The sequence below is a fragment of the Cohaesibacter sp. ES.047 genome, assembly GCF_900215505.1.
GTDB lineage: Bacteria > Pseudomonadota > Alphaproteobacteria > Rhizobiales > Cohaesibacteraceae > Cohaesibacter.
The window spans coordinates 1,977,673-1,992,193 of record NZ_LT907844.1; the positions used below are offsets into that span (position 1 = coordinate 1,977,673).

The following is a 14,521-nucleotide window of genomic DNA, read 5'->3' on the forward strand; positions in this document are numbered from 1 at the left end:
TTTTTTTCCTAGCGCGGCATGTAGATGTTTTCGTTGGTCAGGGTGTTCTGACCGGGAATGAAGGCATCGAAGGCGGCCCAGAATTGCTCGCGCAAAATCTTTCGTTCCATCATGATTTCATGCCGGGATCCGGGGATCGGAACGGCATGAATGGCGCGGGCTGTCGATGCGAAATACTCGGCGGTCTTGGTGTTCACCACACGGTCCTGACTGGCGGTGATGATCAGGGTCGGCGTGTAGATGGAGGACTGCATTTCGCTCGATTGCAGGCGGTCCATCGCCTTGCAGGCCTCGTGTATCCAGCGCACAGTCGGGCCCGCGATGGCCAGCTCCGGAAAGTCGATCAGATATTGCCTGTTGCGATCATAGGTCGGGCCGTCCGATGTCAGGGTATTGACATCAAAGCCCAGCCGGTCGATGGGGGCTCGCTCCGCTCCGGGCATGAAATGTTTGCCGCGCCCCAGCAAACGTAAGAAAGACGAAATCTTTCGGACGGTTGACTGCTTCAGCCGCATGCTTAGAAGCTTCCGCCGTTCCGTGGCGAGTTCAATGAGCGGCGCGCAAAGAACCGCCCGCTCGAAGACCGCCCGCAAGCTTGGCAATTGTTCTAGAAGAATGAGCCCGCCCATCGAATGGCTGAGGGCAAAATGGGGGGGTGGAAAATCGGGCAGAACGCTTTCATGCAGAAACTGGTGCAGGTCCCGGCCATAGTCTGAAAAGCGGCGCACGTCGCCTTTGAGAGGATCGTCCAGAAGTCGCTCGGATCCGCCCTGGCCACGCCAGTCCATCGTCACGACCGCAAAGCCGCGGGCACGCAGGTTGCGGACAACTTCATAATATTTCTCGACAAACTCAGCGCGCCCCTGCAACAGGCAGACCGTGCCCTTGGGATGTGGGTGTGTGGAGGGCCAGACGACGGTGCGGACCTCGCGCTCATCCCAGCAGCGCATTGCCTTGACGCGGCCTTCCGCAAGGTCTGGATATTTGTCGATATTTCTCAGATACATCGGTTCCCCCGGCAGAGCGGCATCGGGGACAGTTTACTCAAAAGAGATAGCCATGGGAGGGGGAGCAACCAGCTTTTTTCATGTTATCCCTCTTTGTCCGCCATGTGGCATCGGAAAAGGGATTTCTCGGGGCCATCCAAGAGGCCAAACATGCGAAGGCCGCCCCATTGTTGGAGGCGGCCATCCGTAGAGGTCTGAAGGGGATCAGTTTATCCAGAAGGGCGTGCGGTGCTGCCGCTTGTAGTTGTTGTGTTTCTGCCAGCGGCGATTGTCACGCTGCCATTTGTGCTTCTTGATCGGGCGCATATCGCGCAGGACCGTGCGATGAATGACGTTGCCATTCCGGGCATTGACGATCAGGCGCATGGTTTTTCCGCGTTTGCTACGGGCCTGTACCTGATAGGAGCGACCATCGAAGCGCATGTTGCGTAGACCGCGAAAGCCTTTGCGCTTCAGGATATGGGCGATGTGCTGAGGCGACAGTTTGCGCGCCTTGACCTGCCTGTAATTATGATGCGGCAAAAGGCTGTTGACGATGATGGTCTGATGCTGGCGTACAGCATCGTGATGACCTTTTGCGAGAACGGGCGTTGCCAGCGTTGCGACGATCAGCAGCGGAAGTGCGAAGGTTGTGGCTTTCATGATAGTGCCTTTCTTCATTGGGTCGGGTGTCACCATCGTGGTGATGATGTCACTTTACGACAGTCAATCTGAACCCAATCAGAAGGCTTCGTTCACGCTGGATTTATCATCGTGGCGAGGATGAGGCAGTGCCTTTGAAAAGCCATTTTTGGCCACCCGTCGGTGTTTTGACGATTTTTGATTTTTTTAAAAATCGAAGATCTTGAAATCAAAATCCGATGTTTCCATATCTTGTGTATCGGAGGCCAAGATGGCTCCGAACTCACGCCGTTCTCGCCTGATACAGGGAGAATGGATCTTATATGAAGTCGCAATCCTGTCGCTCAAAGGAGGGCATACCTATGCGTCATTATGATCTGACTCCGCTTTACCGTTCCACCGTAGGCTTTGACAAGCTTTTCTCCATGCTGGACTCCGTGTCCAACCCTGACGGTACGCCGAGCTATCCGCCCTACAACATCGAACGTCTTGCAGAAAACAACTATCGCATCACGATGGCTGTCGCTGGCTTTACCGAAGCCGATCTCAAGATCGAGGTGAAGGAAAACACCCTGACTGTTGTTGCGGAAAAGGCTGAACAGGACAAGGAAAGCCGGGAATTCCTGCATCGCGGCATCGCCGCCCGTGCGTTTGAACGCCAGTTCCAGCTCGCGGACTACATGCAGGTAGAAGGGGCAAGCCTTGAACATGGTCTGCTGCACATCGACCTTGTTCGCGAAATTCCCGAAGCCAAAAAGCCTCGTCAAATTGAGATCAAAAGCCAAGACGGTGCAACCGACGCGGCTGTGATCGAAGGCTCCACTCACTAACGGTGCCTTTGGGTCTGTATCGCAGATCCCAAAATGGCGCGAGGGCTGTTGCTTGTCCCTCGGGTGCAGCCCCCGCGTTCTACTCGGCGGCCTGATATCAGGCCGTCTTCTTCTCCCCAAAAAAACCGTCTGATCTGTTGCCGCACCCAGTCAGCAGACAATGCCATGCATGATTGGCGTCCGAGCGTTCCGCCCGACCGCCACCTCTCACCGAAAGGGCACCGGGTTTCAGACCTCAGGTGCCCTTTTGGCATGAATTGGCGTGATGCGCCCTCAGTCGTTGATTGCCTTAATAAAGCTATCGATCTCTTGGGGTGTTGTGGCAAAGGAGCAGACCAGCCGAAAGAGGGTCTCATCTTCGCGGGGCCTGTCTTGGGGCGGCAGGTTGCCGGTTGGCCAGTCATGGAAAACGGCACCTTGCGCCGTCGCCTTCGCAGCTGCGGTTTTCTTGATGATCGCAAAGACCTCGTTCGACTGGCTGTCCCACGCCGGGCGGGCATTGGCGCTTGCTTGTAGTCCGGCCGTGAGGCGCGCTGCCATCTTGTTGGCATGGCGGGCATTGTCGAGCCAGTGGTCATCTGCGAAGTAGCCCTCGAACTGGGCGGCAACAAAGCGCATTTTCGAGAAGAGATGACCAGCTCGCTTGCGGCGATAGATGAAGTCTGCCGCATCGTCCTTGTTGAAGAAGACCACTGCTTCGGCGCACCATGCGCCGTTTTTCGTGGCTCCAAATGAGAGAATATCGACGCCTGCCTTCCAGGTCATTTCCGCCGGCGTGGCACCAATGGCCAGCATGGCGTTGGCGAACCGTGCTCCATCCATATGCACCTTGAGGTGATTGGCATGAGCACAGGCAGCCAGATCGTGGATTTCACTGATGCTGTAGGCGGTGCCATATTCGGTTGCCTGCGACAGGGATATCGCACTTGGCTGGCCGTGGTGAACGACCCCATGCGGGACATCTTCCAGACCTTCTAGGATCGCGTCAGGCGTCAGTTTGCCAAGGGGGCCATCAAGGCCCCACATGCGCGCGCCCGATGACAGGAATTCCGGCGCACCGCATTCATCGACACGGATGTGGGCTTCCTTGTGACAAAAGACCGTGCCACCGGGCCCAGTTACGCTAGACAGGCCAAGCGCATTGGCTGCTGTGCCCGTTGCCACAACGAAGGCGGTGCAGTCGGTTTCAAAAATATCGCGAAACCGGTGCTCTATGGCCTCGCAGAGGTCGCCGTCACCGTAGGCCGGGACATGCCCGCCATTGAATTTGGCGAGAGCTTGCATCACAGGCTCGGAGGCGCCGGCCCAGTTGTCGCTGGCAAATTGCATTTGGATTTCCTTGAAGCGATAGAGTGATTTGCGCCATTCGACCGTCTCAAGGCTTCAAGGTCAAGAGGAAAGAGCCGCTGTTCCGGGTTGCTTGCGGGAAAGCAGTTTGGAGGCCAGATGGTCAAGGGAAATCATGCCCGGCCCCTTGATGATAAGGACGAGGAGTGGCATCAGCCAGAGGAGGCGTTGATCAAGGATAGCTGAATTGTGGACCGGATCAAAAAGCGTGCCGATGGTCTCTGCTTCGACCTTGTGGAAGGCGATGTCGACATAGCTCATCACCGCGATGAAGCCGATGAAGCTAAGGGCCGCGAGGCGCGAAAACAGGCCCAGAAGAATGAGCAGAGGCAAAACCACCTCGGCGACAGTCCCTGCGATGACGATCAGCTTCCATGGAAAGAAGGCGATCTGCGATGTGTCATAGCCGACGGCCTCGACGATGGGCGGGATGATCTGGGCGTAGGCGCCGACAGAAGGTTCGAACAGGCCAAGGGGACCATCGCCAAGCTTGGTCATGGCCGAATTGATAAAGAAGAACAACAGCACGCTTGAGAAGATCAATCTTGCACTCAGACCCAGAAACCAGCCATCGAGCGCCCTTTCAAGTCGGCAGAAGATGACTTTGTGAAACTGGTTGAGCTGGAGCAGGAAGGGCATGATCTGGACCTGAAGAGACTGATTGTGTTGGGTGTCGGGTGAACGAGGGTAGCGTTACGATCCCGGTGGATGGATGGAGGCAATCGCGCCCGTTTCGAGTAATCCGCCGAGATTGAGCGCGAAATCGAAGGCCTCGTTGTTGTTGGCGGCGCGCTCGGCAGCCTCTCCCAGCGGGTGGCCTGTCATCAGGGCATGGATGAAGTCATGGCCTCCGGCAGGCAGAGAGACCACCATAACATCCCATTCCGGGCGCGTGATGAGCGTGTCTTCCGGTATGCTTGCCACATTGGCTATCGCGCTTGCGGGATCGTCCGATTTGTGCGCGGCCCAGATGCTATAGGCGGGATGGCTGCTAGAGAGAAGTTCGGCGGAGGGGTGAAGATCGAAAATGAGTGCGCCCAACTGCTCTGGGTCGATCCGTTGCAGCTCTGCTGGATCAAGGCTCGGGGCATCGGCCGCGTTGTAGGATCTGAGCCAGGCATGTTCGAGCCTTGCCACATCACCCAGATAGGGCAATTGCCCGACGGGCTCAAAGCCATCGAGAAAGTCGCCAAAGGTTGCGCCATAGCTTGCCAGCATGGGAGACCGCGGCGGATGGGTGGTGATGTATACCCGCGCCATGGCCCGAAAAAAGTCATCCCCTACCAGTTGATGAATGGTTGGAAAGGCAGCCGCGAGCGCTTCGGTCAGGCTTGACACAACGTTGTTGCGATAGATGCCAAACCGTTTCTGCGCCTTTTTCATGCGACTAGGTCCGATTACGCCAGAAGGAATGGGCAAGTCTGGCGCGAGCAGGGCGTCCGAGAAGGCCTTTTGCTGTATGGTCAATGCGTGACTGTGCGCCAGCGACGTCTGATCAGATGGCATGACGCAGCTCCGCGCTGTTGGCCGCCGCTTTCAGTTTGGCTTCAGCTCGCATGGCTTCAGCATAAAGGACTTCCCATGCTGGAATGTTGCTGTCCCATTCGATCAGCGTCGGGACAGGGCCGGAGCGCTTCAATGTGTGATCATAGAGGGACCAGACCGCGTCGGCGACTTCGCGGTCGTGGGCGTCAATCAGCAAAGGCTCGCCCTCATCATCTTCATCGCGCGCAAAACCGGCAAGGTGGATCTCCCCGACATGCTCGACAGGGAAGGCATCGAGATAGGCGATCGGATCATAATTCTGGTTGGTGGCCGAGACGTAGACATTGTTGCAGTCGAGAAGCAGACCGCAGTCGGTGCTCTCCACCAAACGCTCCAGAAAGGTGATCTCCGACATGGTCGAGCTGTCGAAGGCGATATAGACCGACGGGTTCTCGATTAGGACCCGGCGACGTAACGTCTGTTGAAGCTGGTCGACATGCTGGATGACCCGCATCAGGCTTTCTTCGCGGTATGGGACGGGAAGCAGGTCATTGAAGAAGACGTCTTCATGGGTCGACCAAGCCAGATGTTCCGAGAACAGGCCGGGATTGTATCGCTGGTTGAGGATTCTCAGTCGGTCGAGATGGTTCTGCCGCAAAGGTTGGTTCGCACCGATGGAGGCACCCACGCCGTGCAGCGATAAAGGGTAGCGGGAGGCGATTTCCGTCAGATATTTGTGCGGTGGCCCGCCCGCGCCCATGTAGTTTTCCGGGTGAACCTCAAACCAGCCAATATCGGGCGATGTTTCAATGATGGTCTGATAGTGCTCGGCCTTGAGCCCGACACCGGCGCGGCGCGGGATCGGCTTGCCTGTCGGTGTGGTGGTCGCTGCTTTGGGTGGCATCGTCTTAGCCTCCTTGAAAGATCCCCATGCGAAATGGTCATTGAGCCTTGCGAATGGGGATGGATCTGGTTCCGAGCGGTTCCTCTGGCGACATTGGTGACGCCAGAGGAACTGCATCGGTATCTCGCTGACGTTTCGCTTACATGGAGTCTTTCATGATCGGCTCGAGGCTACCCATGCCGTTCGGAGTTTTCATGGTGGTGCAGGTGCCTTTGGGGACGAGCTTCCAGGCATTGCCCTGATAATCTTCAGTCGATGTGCCTGCGCAGGTGGTGCCAGGGCCGGCCTTGCAATCGTTCTGGCCCTTGAGAGCAACGCCGTAGCATTTCTCCTTTTCCATGGCGTAGGCGCCGCCAGTGGACATGGCGGTCATGGCACTTGCGGATACGATGGTTGCGACGGCGCCAGCAAGGACGGTAGCGGAGAAGGATTTGGAATTGGTGGACATGCGTGTCTCCTCGGTGATTGGAATTGTTGCTCTGAAACTGGTTCGTGCGGTTTGTCTCGCTTTCGAACAAGGCCAAGTCTGTCGGCAATTCCGATCAATAGGAAATGAATTGGGTGTGACGCGCGCCTCACGCCAGCTCACTGAGCCGTGAGAATCATGGTGAGGTAGCAAGAGCGCGAGTTGGGGCGACGGGCAGCTTCCTGTCGCTTTTTATCTAGACATTGTCGCGAGCAGTTGACTAATAATTGTGCAATTATTTTCGATCTCGAAATTGGCCTAAAAATTATGCACAGGTTATTTCGGTCTTGGGATTTAGTCGAATGATGGCTTTAAAGCGCATTTGTTTCAATGCTTTATTGAGTGCGTTTAAATGCGTCGCAGCGCTATTCTGGCCGCTGTTAGACCGGTTTGGGCGGCAGATCAGCACTGTCTGGGTTGAAAAAGCGTGGGCCGAATGTCACTGTTGCAGTGCGGAATACTTCCCGCCGCCCTTGCTGGGCGTTTCCTCCTTAGACTTTTCGGGCCGCCATCGTGCGGCCCTTTTTCTTTTGTGCGTTTGGAGGGCTGGTGGATCAGTCACAGTGTTGGTGATCAATTTCTGTGACGGGCCAAAGTCTGGCGGGAATAGCCGCAAAAAGGGGCGGGGAATGCGATCAGGGCGCGATGGCCAACGCCCAAAACAAGGACGCCATATCCCAGCCAAAGTGCGCAGATGCGTGATCGTAAAGAGGGACTGCTATTCTGCTGCTGCCGCCTCGGGCAACAGGTGGTCGTTGGCGCATTGCATCAACAGCTCGGTGAAGCGAGCAAACAGATCCGTCAGTTCATCAAAGTGATCCAGCGGTTCCAGCGTTTCCTCGTTCATATAAAGGCTGCGATCGATTTCGATCTGCAAGGCATGCAGCCCCTTGATCGGGCGGCCATAATGCTGGGTGATAAAGCCGCCAGCATAGGGCCGGTTGAGATCTACCTTGAAGCCCAGATGGGTCAGGATGCTCTTGACTGAGCTGGTCAGCGAGCTGTGACAGCTGGTGCCGTAGCGATCCCCCAGAATGATGTCTGGCCTGATGCTTGGATTGGTGTTCTTGAGAACACGGGATGGCATGGAATGGCAATCGATGAGACAGGCATAGCCGAATTCGACATGGGTGAGGGCCATCTGCCGGCGCAACGCCTGATGATAGGGCTTGTAGAGGCGATCAATGCGGTCAAGCCCTTCGGTGAGCGCGAGTTTGTGGCGATAGATCTCCTTGCGCTCGGAGACAATGCGGGCGATCGTGCCAAGGCCGCTCCCCACGCGCGTCCCGGCACTCTTGGCATAAGAGGGCAAGGGAGCGTCGAACATGGTGGGGTCGAGCTCGTAAGGCTCTCGATTGAGATCGAGATAGGCGCGCGGGAAATGGGCAGACATCAGCGGCGCGCCGCAGTCAGGCACTTTTGAGAAAAGGTGATCGACATAGGCGTCTTCAGAGCTGCGCAATTCCATCTCGCTCAAGCGACTGGAGTGCCGGAAGTCCTCGGTGTAGCAGCGTCCGGAATGGGGCGAATTGAACAGATAGGGAGCAAGCAGCTGTTCGGGATGGTCGATCCGAAAGGGCGTGTCGAGTTGGTGGGTCGGTTCGAAATTCACAGAGCTCGTCTCGTTGCTGTAACTCTTGTTTTTCTGCGACATTCGGCAGGATTTGATCGGTTCTTCACCGGTTGGCCAAACATGCCTTGAGTCGCGCTAAGGGCTTATGAAAGCTGATACTAATGGAAACTTCGTGTAAATGGGAGAAAAACTCCTAAGATTTTTGTCGAATCTTATGAGGTGACTGCGCTAAGATGGTGAAAGAGGGGCCGGGTTCACTTGATCTTTACCCGAAGTGGTATGAAATGTAGGATCAGTCGTCCCTGAGAAGTGGGATTGAAAACCGATCGAGAAAGTCGCCCGCAAGGGGCTGGAGACCGATATACCATGTCGCAAATTTTGCTCGCTGAAGATGATAATGACATGCGCCGCTTTCTGGCGCGCGCTTTGCAGAATGCTGGCTACGAAGTCGTCTCTTTTGATAACGGGAAAAGCGCCTACGACAGGCTGCGTGAAGAGCCATTTACCTTGCTTTTGACCGATATCGTGATGCCGGAGATGGATGGCATTGAGCTCGCACGCCGCGCGACCGAGCTTGATCCTGACCTCAAGGTGATGTTCATCACCGGGTTTGCCGCCGTTGCTCTCAATCCCGATTCTCAGGCACCCAAGGACGCCAAAGTGCTGTCCAAACCGTTCCACCTTCGAGACCTCGTCAATGAGGTCAGCAAGATGCTAGCAGCCTGATTTCGGACCATTTTAAGGGGCTGCCATCGTCGCGCCGAAGGCTTGCGACGATGTTTTTCACAGATTTGCAACAAACGGCTGAAGAGTTCGGCGAAAGGGGTTGCAATCCCTTTTGCAGAGCGGTAGAAGCCATCTCACCGCATGGCAATGTCCTCGTTACGAGGGCGCCGACAGGATGGGCGTATAGCTCAGCGGGAGAGCACTTCGTTGACATCGAAGGGGTCACTGGTTCAATCCCAGTTACGCCCACCATCCTTTCCTCAATGAAAACAATGCCATAGATTTTCGGGCCACCTCTGTAACGAAGTTCTCTCTGGTTCATCGTGAACCGGTTCTTCAAGAGACCCTCCTGTTTTCCATTTCGCATGGGAAAAGAAGGATGTTTTCCGATAGATAACACTTGAATGGCCATATCTTCAGGTTGGATTCTGCGGATCATTCTTACATGTCCAATTGTGTAGCTTTTGCTGTCTTTCGAAGATAGTCCGGTGAAAATTTCGCGTAGACCTTTTCCGTGATCCTCGAATCTGAATGCCCAAGAAACTGTGCGATTTCTGACATGGAGTTCCCTTCTTCGGCCATCCAGACAGCAGCGCTATGGCGCAACAGATGGGCAGTAACCCTTTTGAGACCAGCCTTGGCCGACGCGGTGGCCAACGAGCGTTTGAGAGATTTTACTGGCTTGTCACCCCACGTGATGACATGTTCGGTCATGGCCTTGGACTTTGCCTCGAGGAGCGCATGATAAACGGTGTCATTCATGGGCACCACCGCACGGCCCTTACGCCTTTGAAGATCTTCTGGTCGCTTAAAAGTGATCAGTCGCCGTTCAAAATCGCAACGATCCCAGGTCAGCTCCGAAACTGCTCCGATCCTTGCTCCTGTGGCGCTCATAATCGTAATGGCCAGCTTAACATGGGGTTTCGTCGCGCATTCGATGAGCGTTTTGACTTCGGCTTTTTTGAGGTATCTGTCGACAGGGTCTGGTTTCTTAGGTCGATGGATATATGGAGCTTTCTTGATCCAGTCGTTTTTCTCGCCGAAATTCATCACTGTGCTAAGATGACCGAGTTCTGTCCAAATTGTCCCATCTGCTTTGCCTGCAGCCCGACGGGCTTCGATATAGTCTGTACAGGTTTTCCTTTTTATCAGATTTGGCAAAAGATAGCCAAAATGCTGTCCAAGAGCTTTCCATGTATGTTCCATGGTCTCGAGAACTGCTTTGCCCTCGTTCTCTTGCACATACTCATTCCAGAGCCATTCTACCGTGATCTCTGAGGGTGTTTTTAGGATATCTTCAACTTGAGCTAGACGCCGCCGCGCTTCTTGGAAGTCTGTCGTACCAAGTGATGCGCGGCGAGTTTTTCCGCCCTCGTACCAGACTTCACACCAGACGCCACGATACATTTTGATTTGATTAGACATGTCTCATACTCCTTTACTGCTGAGACGGGGATACGGAAATGTTTTTTGCCTAAGCGGAATGCTGACAGTTTGCCCTCGTTGATCGTCTTGATGACAAGGGTTTTAGAGCATTGCCAACGTTCTGAGAGTTGTTCCGGAGTGAGGGGCTGACTATCCATTTGCGGGCCTTCCAAGATGCTTTCTCGGCGAATTCCATCGCTATGCCGCCCGGTTGAATTCCAACCGACGGCTCTTTGCGTTTGCGTGAACTAAAAGGGAAGTAGAAAAGCTGAGAGCTGGACCCAAACCAGAATGCGTCAATTTCGAAAGAAAAGCGCTCTCAGGACCGTGATTTGTGCCGAAAAGCTCTTTGATCACCTCGTGTTCCTGATATAATCGAGGTGTTCAGAAATCTTGGCAGTCCCGATGTGCAGTATTTGGGCTGCTGTGATCGCTGGCGACAGGTGCAATATGTGCGTTTTTGCATAGGGCAAAAATTTCACAAACCCAAATAAAATTGACAAAAAAAGTTATCTAACTGATTTCATGAGGGTTTATTCTCGGTTTCCGCCGTTTTTGTTGAATCTACCAGCTTTTCCGCCGACGCTGTCTCATTATCCTCGCCATCGTGTCATGGATGGCGAGGTTGTTCGGTGCGCTTTACTTGATTTACATCTCTCTGAACGATTGTGCCCGTCGCTTCTCAGCGTGAATGATATCCAGAAACCGATTGGCAAAATATTGAGCTTCTTGCAGATCAGCCCGTATACTGGCGTAGGATGAAGCCAAAGGATTGTCCGCATCCAGGTTGGGCAGAGCCTCCAGCAAATCGTCGACGATCTCGTCAAATTGCGGATCCAGAACACAGCGATTGCTGACAGCATCGATCAGGGCATGTAATGGCCTGATGTCGTCGAAAATATCGCCAACTGCAATATCGGGCATAGAGGATAGCGCCCTTCGGGCCGCGAAGATTGCATCGGCTCCGATATCGATGATGCGGCTGGCATCGGTCTTGTGCTGATCGACAAGAAGCGAAATATTGTGGCGATAGGTTTCAGGTATAAGGGGCATATGGTCATCCTTTTCAAAATGAATGGTTTGGTGATTTGTCCGGCCGACACCGTGGCTGGTCGGACAAATCTCAAAGCACTCTGTGACTACTTCTGGGGATCGGGTTTTGGGATGGCAATCGGCGCTGGGATAATCATCCCGGACATTTGGCGGCCAGATCTCTTGGCAAGCAGGGCTTGTTGTTTGAGCATATCGGCTCGTCCTTCTGCGCGCTCAACGTTGGTGGCATGGATAAGAGCTCTAAGGCGTTCCAACTGAACGAGCTCGTCACCAACCAGCCGACCAAGGACTGGTGTTCCATCCTTGTTGAGTGCAAAGCCTTCATGGTTGACAGAGACAATCACAAGGCCACGCAGATTGTAGACTGTCGGCTGCATGAGACCTGCTGCACCAAAGGCGGCAGAATGCTCGACGCGGATTTGGGGTCCGTGGTTAAAAGTTGTCCCGATGTCATGTCCCCGGGCGAGAGTCAGATAGCGGGTGCCGATATAGATTGCCTCGTCGACAACAAGCCATGGCAATGCCTTCTTGGGTGGTTGTAGAGGATTGTCGAAATGCTCTGAAGGCATCTCGAAGGCAACAATGTCGCCACAGCTGACAGAGCCTTGCCAGTTGCTGGCGTGCTTCGTGGATGGAATATTTTTGCTGGTCATCAATATCTCCGACCTGGTTTGAAGGGATTTTGACACCTGCCTTTCCTGGTTTCTCTTTCTGGCGAAACGGATCGGGCGCGGCGTCACCAGACCCGCTGCGCACAATCCGGTTGCCATCCGTCAGGGGTTTTTGATCTCATGATGATTGGTGGGATCAGCATGAGATCAGGGAGCTTGCAGTTTAAGGGAAAGAGCCTCGAGAAAACCGCCGCCAAGAGGTTGTCTCGAGTCCGGCTGAAGGCCGCCAAGGGGATCCAAGGAGGGCATGGCAATCGCTCCCTTGGCCGGAGTTGGTCTGGCAGAGAGGATCGTCTGCCAGTCGCCAGACAGGCCCGTCGGAGACGAGTGGGAGATCCAAGAGGATGGGCGCGATAGCCCCCTCTGGTCCGGCTGATGGCCCCGGTCGGGTTTGGGTAGGCGGCGCGCTACCCATGCGGCGATATCATCGTCGCTGGGTGCAGGGGTTTCCCATGCCGCACTCTGCGTAAGAGCCCTCGGAGAGTCGACACGTTTTGATCCGCGAAAGCGGAGAAATCAAAACGTATAGTCGGACCCTACTACTCTTGAACCACCCTTAATTTGCCTCTGAAAATGAGAGGTTTCTGGGGTTGTTTGCTTTTATTTCCGGATCAATAAAGTGCGCCCTATTTGCTTCACAGGTCATGACATCAGACATGTGGAGTAACGCAATTGCAAGGGTATCAATACGGTCGCGTCGAGTCATATAGCCGCAAAGGCGGCCAACAAAAAAAGCGTGCGAATGGAGACAGAGCCTGGACCGTCGATGAAGTTATCGCCGAGGCAGAGCGCAAGCCTGGATCATGTAGTCATGTGGAAGAGCCAGATCCAGACCCATTGATTATACCGGGCTCTTGTAAAAATTTTGATGAGCTACGCCAAGCTCACAATGATGCCTGCAAAGTCAAGCAGCAGGTGCCATATACAAATCCAAAGACTGGAAAAAAATCCCTACGCACCAAAGCCCTGCGAGTCGACAAACACACGCTTTATTCTTCTGTGATTTCGCTTCCAATCCTGAGTGCTGATGCATGGGCAATGCCCGATCTGATGGACGAGTGTATGGACTTGTTTCAACAGGTCGTCCGTTTCGAAACGGACCGCCTCGAAGAGGCAGGTGGTCAATTTGCGATGGCAGTTGTGCACCGAGACGAAGCGCATATGCATATCCATGTTTATGGCGTTGATCCTGTGCGTGGAGAGATCACCTGGCTTCATCCAGGAAAAGCTGCCGTTGATAATATCCGTCGAGGCGCTGGCTGGAAAAAAGACAATTTGGCCGAACAGGGTCGAGCCTATTGTGATGCTATGCGACAGTGGCAAGATGATTTCTATACTTCAGTTTTCAGGGACGCTGGCCTGATGCGGTATGGCCCCAAGCGATTTCGCCTGCCACGAGCTGAATATCTGCAGCAAATGGCTGCTCATGAGCAGCTTGCGGTGACGAGAAGAGATCTGCCGGAGGCTAGAAAAACAATCGACGAAGCACATAGCCAGCAGGAAAGCATCGAGGCAAAACGGCAGGAGTTGGAAAGGGAAAAGCGGGAATTTGAAGAGTATGTGACTTCTAAGGAATGCAAGGTCCAGATTGCCGAAGAGGACCTGTTTGAACGTCAAAACAAGGTATATTTCGAACAGCAGCAAAAACAGGCGGAGGGTGATCAGATCATTGCCAAGGCGGAAGAAGCAAAACGGGAGGCAGATGCAATCCGGGCCAAGGCGTTACGCCAACAAAAACTGAATGAGCAGTATATCGAGAGATACGACGATGCTCTTGAAGCAGGCCTGGCTGCTGTCGATGATGGAGTGATTTCCTATCAACCGTCGAGTGGCACAGGCCAACAAGACAAGCTGAGTTTTGGCCCAGCTGCTCCCAAGGATGGTGAGCAAAGAGCGATTTTAAAAGCCAAATGGCAACCTGCTCTTAAAGTGATCAAAAAGTATGCCCGGCGAATCTGGAGCTCAGAGGCCGCTCAGTGTGAACGCCAATTCAAAGCGGATCCTTCACTGGTCGATGTACAGGTGACATATAACCCTGATGCAGCGCCTCAGTCTGACGATATTCTGAAAATGGACGTAAAGGTCAGTCTTGATAAGATCAAGGGCCTTTCACAGCCAATGAAGCGGATTCTCGGCGGCATCGCGAATGTCATTGCTACGCAGGTTGGCAACGCCGCGATCAAGTTGGCGCGATCAAAACTGCGGGATGAACTCGACGACCTTAAGGCATATCGTGTCCAGCACCGACAGCAATATGGCTCCATTGATCCAAAAGCAGAAGCCAAAATGTCATTTCAGGAACAGGGCCTAGAAAACATGATGGCCAAGGCGCCAGATCCGCGCAATGCGGAGAGACGGGCAAGACAGGACCTAAGGAGCAAAGGTGACAAGATGGATCGGTAGCCCGGTATCA

The 14,521-nt window shown here is 54.2% G+C and carries 16 protein-coding genes and 1 tRNA gene; 5 read left to right on the forward strand and 12 right to left on the reverse strand.

Annotated features, from left to right (window positions below):
* Nucleotides 1-8: 8 nt before the first annotated feature.
* Both CPH65_RS09030 and CPH65_RS09035 read right to left on the reverse strand, forming a co-directional pair.
* Nucleotides 9-1,007: an alpha/beta fold hydrolase gene (locus tag CPH65_RS09030; RefSeq protein WP_096173177.1), complete on the reverse strand. Its 999-nt coding sequence runs from the start codon at nt 1,005-1,007 to the stop codon at nt 9-11.
* A gap of 204 nt (nt 1,008-1,211) precedes the next feature.
* Nucleotides 1,212-1,649 carry a hypothetical protein gene (locus CPH65_RS09035; protein ID WP_096173178.1) on the reverse strand — a complete coding sequence of 146 codons (438 nt, stop codon included), beginning with the start codon at nt 1,647-1,649 and terminating at the stop codon, nt 1,212-1,214.
* Nucleotides 1,650-1,990: 341 nt separating this feature from the next.
* Here CPH65_RS09035 and CPH65_RS09040 point away from each other — a divergent pair, with 341 nt between their 5' ends.
* Nucleotides 1,991-2,458: an Hsp20 family protein gene (locus CPH65_RS09040; protein WP_096173179.1), complete on the forward strand. Its 468-nt coding sequence runs from the start codon at nt 1,991-1,993 to the stop codon at nt 2,456-2,458.
* A gap of 273 nt (nt 2,459-2,731) precedes the next feature.
* Here CPH65_RS09040 and CPH65_RS09045 read toward each other — a convergent pair whose 3' ends face one another.
* The 6 genes from CPH65_RS09045 to CPH65_RS09070 all read right to left on the reverse strand — a co-directional run bounded on the left by CPH65_RS09045 (nt 2,732) and on the right by CPH65_RS09070 (nt 8,314).
* Complete coding sequence (locus CPH65_RS09045) at nt 2,732-3,787, reverse strand: low specificity L-threonine aldolase (RefSeq protein ID WP_096173180.1); 1,056 nt, start codon at nt 3,785-3,787, stop codon at nt 2,732-2,734.
* Between the two features lie 60 nt (nt 3,788-3,847).
* The gene (locus tag CPH65_RS09050; RefSeq protein ID WP_096173181.1) at nt 3,848-4,444 is read right to left on the reverse strand and encodes a DoxX family membrane protein; all 597 of its coding nucleotides are present in this window, start codon (nt 4,442-4,444) and stop codon (nt 3,848-3,850) included.
* A 54-nt stretch (nt 4,445-4,498) separates the two neighbouring features.
* Nucleotides 4,499-5,311: a DUF2063 domain-containing protein gene (locus CPH65_RS09055; RefSeq protein WP_096173182.1), complete on the reverse strand. Its 813-nt coding sequence runs from the start codon at nt 5,309-5,311 to the stop codon at nt 4,499-4,501.
* Nucleotides 5,301-6,194, reverse strand: a complete 894-nt coding sequence (locus tag CPH65_RS09060; protein ID WP_096173183.1) for a DUF692 family multinuclear iron-containing protein — start codon at nt 6,192-6,194, stop codon at nt 5,301-5,303. The genes CPH65_RS09055 and CPH65_RS09060 overlap by 11 nt, the downstream gene beginning before the upstream one ends.
* A gap of 139 nt (nt 6,195-6,333) precedes the next feature.
* Nucleotides 6,334-6,642, reverse strand: coding sequence for a DUF2282 domain-containing protein (locus CPH65_RS09065; protein ID WP_096173184.1), 309 nt, complete (start codon nt 6,640-6,642; stop codon nt 6,334-6,336).
* 736 nt (nt 6,643-7,378) lie between these two features.
* Nucleotides 7,379-8,314: an N-formylglutamate amidohydrolase gene (locus CPH65_RS09070; protein WP_096173185.1), complete on the reverse strand. Its 936-nt coding sequence runs from the start codon at nt 8,312-8,314 to the stop codon at nt 7,379-7,381.
* Nucleotides 8,315-8,599: 285 nt separating this feature from the next.
* On the opposite strand from CPH65_RS09070, the gene cpdR reads away from it, so the two are divergent.
* Together cpdR and CPH65_RS09080 are read left to right on the forward strand one after the other, a co-directional pair.
* Nucleotides 8,600-8,959, forward strand: a complete 360-nt coding sequence (gene cpdR / locus CPH65_RS09075) for a cell cycle two-component system response regulator CpdR (RefSeq protein ID WP_096173186.1) — start codon at nt 8,600-8,602, stop codon at nt 8,957-8,959.
* A 177-nt stretch (nt 8,960-9,136) separates the two neighbouring features.
* Nucleotides 9,137-9,211: transfer RNA gene (locus CPH65_RS09080), tRNA-Val, on the forward strand.
* A 189-nt stretch (nt 9,212-9,400) separates the two neighbouring features.
* Here CPH65_RS09080 and CPH65_RS09085 read toward each other — a convergent pair.
* The 4 genes from CPH65_RS09085 to CPH65_RS09100 form a co-directional block, all read right to left on the reverse strand.
* Nucleotides 9,401-10,384, reverse strand: coding sequence for a site-specific integrase (locus CPH65_RS09085; RefSeq protein WP_096173187.1), 984 nt, complete (start codon nt 10,382-10,384; stop codon nt 9,401-9,403).
* A complete protein-coding gene (locus CPH65_RS25000; protein WP_096173188.1) occupies nt 10,267-10,542 on the reverse strand; it encodes an excisionase family DNA-binding protein in 276 nt (91 codons plus the stop codon). Before CPH65_RS25000 ends, CPH65_RS09085 begins: the two co-directional genes overlap by 118 nt.
* Nucleotides 10,543-11,032: 490 nt before the next feature.
* Nucleotides 11,033-11,437 (reverse strand): hypothetical protein, encoded by a 405-nt coding sequence (locus tag CPH65_RS09095; protein WP_096173189.1) that lies wholly within the window; start codon nt 11,435-11,437, stop codon nt 11,033-11,035.
* 86 nt (nt 11,438-11,523) lie between these two features.
* Complete coding sequence (locus tag CPH65_RS09100) at nt 11,524-12,090, reverse strand: hypothetical protein (protein WP_157747583.1); 567 nt, start codon at nt 12,088-12,090, stop codon at nt 11,524-11,526.
* 265 nt (nt 12,091-12,355) lie between these two features.
* On the opposite strand from CPH65_RS09100, the gene CPH65_RS24830 reads away from it, so the two are divergent.
* Nucleotides 12,356-12,484 carry a hypothetical protein gene (locus CPH65_RS24830; protein WP_256385212.1) on the forward strand — a complete coding sequence of 43 codons (129 nt, stop codon included), beginning with the start codon at nt 12,356-12,358 and terminating at the stop codon, nt 12,482-12,484.
* Nucleotides 12,485-12,921: 437 nt separating this feature from the next.
* Entirely contained in the window at nt 12,922-14,511 is a 1,590-nt protein-coding gene (locus CPH65_RS09105; RefSeq protein ID WP_157747584.1) for a hypothetical protein, read from the forward strand.
* Nucleotides 14,512-14,521: the final 10 nt, after the last annotated feature.

Coding starts and splice junctions, on each gene's coding strand:
- CPH65_RS09065 (WP_096173184.1), bottom strand. CDS start 6,642: ATGTCCACCAATTCCAAATCCTTCTCCGCTACCGTCCTTGCTGGCGCC.
- CPH65_RS09045 (WP_096173180.1), bottom strand. CDS start 3,787: ATGCAATTTGCCAGCGACAACTGGGCCGGCGCCTCCGAGCCTGTGATG.
- CPH65_RS09040 (WP_096173179.1), top strand. CDS start 1,991: ATGCGTCATTATGATCTGACTCCGCTTTACCGTTCCACCGTAGGCTTT.
- CPH65_RS09050 (WP_096173181.1), bottom strand. CDS start 4,444: ATGCCCTTCCTGCTCCAGCTCAACCAGTTTCACAAAGTCATCTTCTGC.
- CPH65_RS09070 (WP_096173185.1), bottom strand. CDS start 8,314: ATGTCGCAGAAAAACAAGAGTTACAGCAACGAGACGAGCTCTGTGAAT.
- CPH65_RS09100 (WP_157747583.1), bottom strand. CDS start 12,090: ATGACCAGCAAAAATATTCCATCCACGAAGCACGCCAGCAACTGGCAA.
- CPH65_RS25000 (WP_096173188.1), bottom strand. CDS start 10,542: ATGGATAGTCAGCCCCTCACTCCGGAACAACTCTCAGAACGTTGGCAA.
- CPH65_RS09030 (WP_096173177.1), bottom strand. CDS start 1,007: ATGTATCTGAGAAATATCGACAAATATCCAGACCTTGCGGAAGGCCGC.
- CPH65_RS24830 (WP_256385212.1), top strand. CDS start 12,356: ATGGCAATCGCTCCCTTGGCCGGAGTTGGTCTGGCAGAGAGGATCGTC.
- CPH65_RS09035 (WP_096173178.1), bottom strand. CDS start 1,649: ATGAAAGCCACAACCTTCGCACTTCCGCTGCTGATCGTCGCAACGCTG.
- cpdR (WP_096173186.1), top strand. CDS start 8,600: ATGTCGCAAATTTTGCTCGCTGAAGATGATAATGACATGCGCCGCTTT.
- CPH65_RS09095 (WP_096173189.1), bottom strand. CDS start 11,437: ATGCCCCTTATACCTGAAACCTATCGCCACAATATTTCGCTTCTTGTC.
- CPH65_RS09060 (WP_096173183.1), bottom strand. CDS start 6,194: ATGCCACCCAAAGCAGCGACCACCACACCGACAGGCAAGCCGATCCCG.
- CPH65_RS09085 (WP_096173187.1), bottom strand. CDS start 10,384: ATGTCTAATCAAATCAAAATGTATCGTGGCGTCTGGTGTGAAGTCTGG.
- CPH65_RS09055 (WP_096173182.1), bottom strand. CDS start 5,311: ATGCCATCTGATCAGACGTCGCTGGCGCACAGTCACGCATTGACCATA.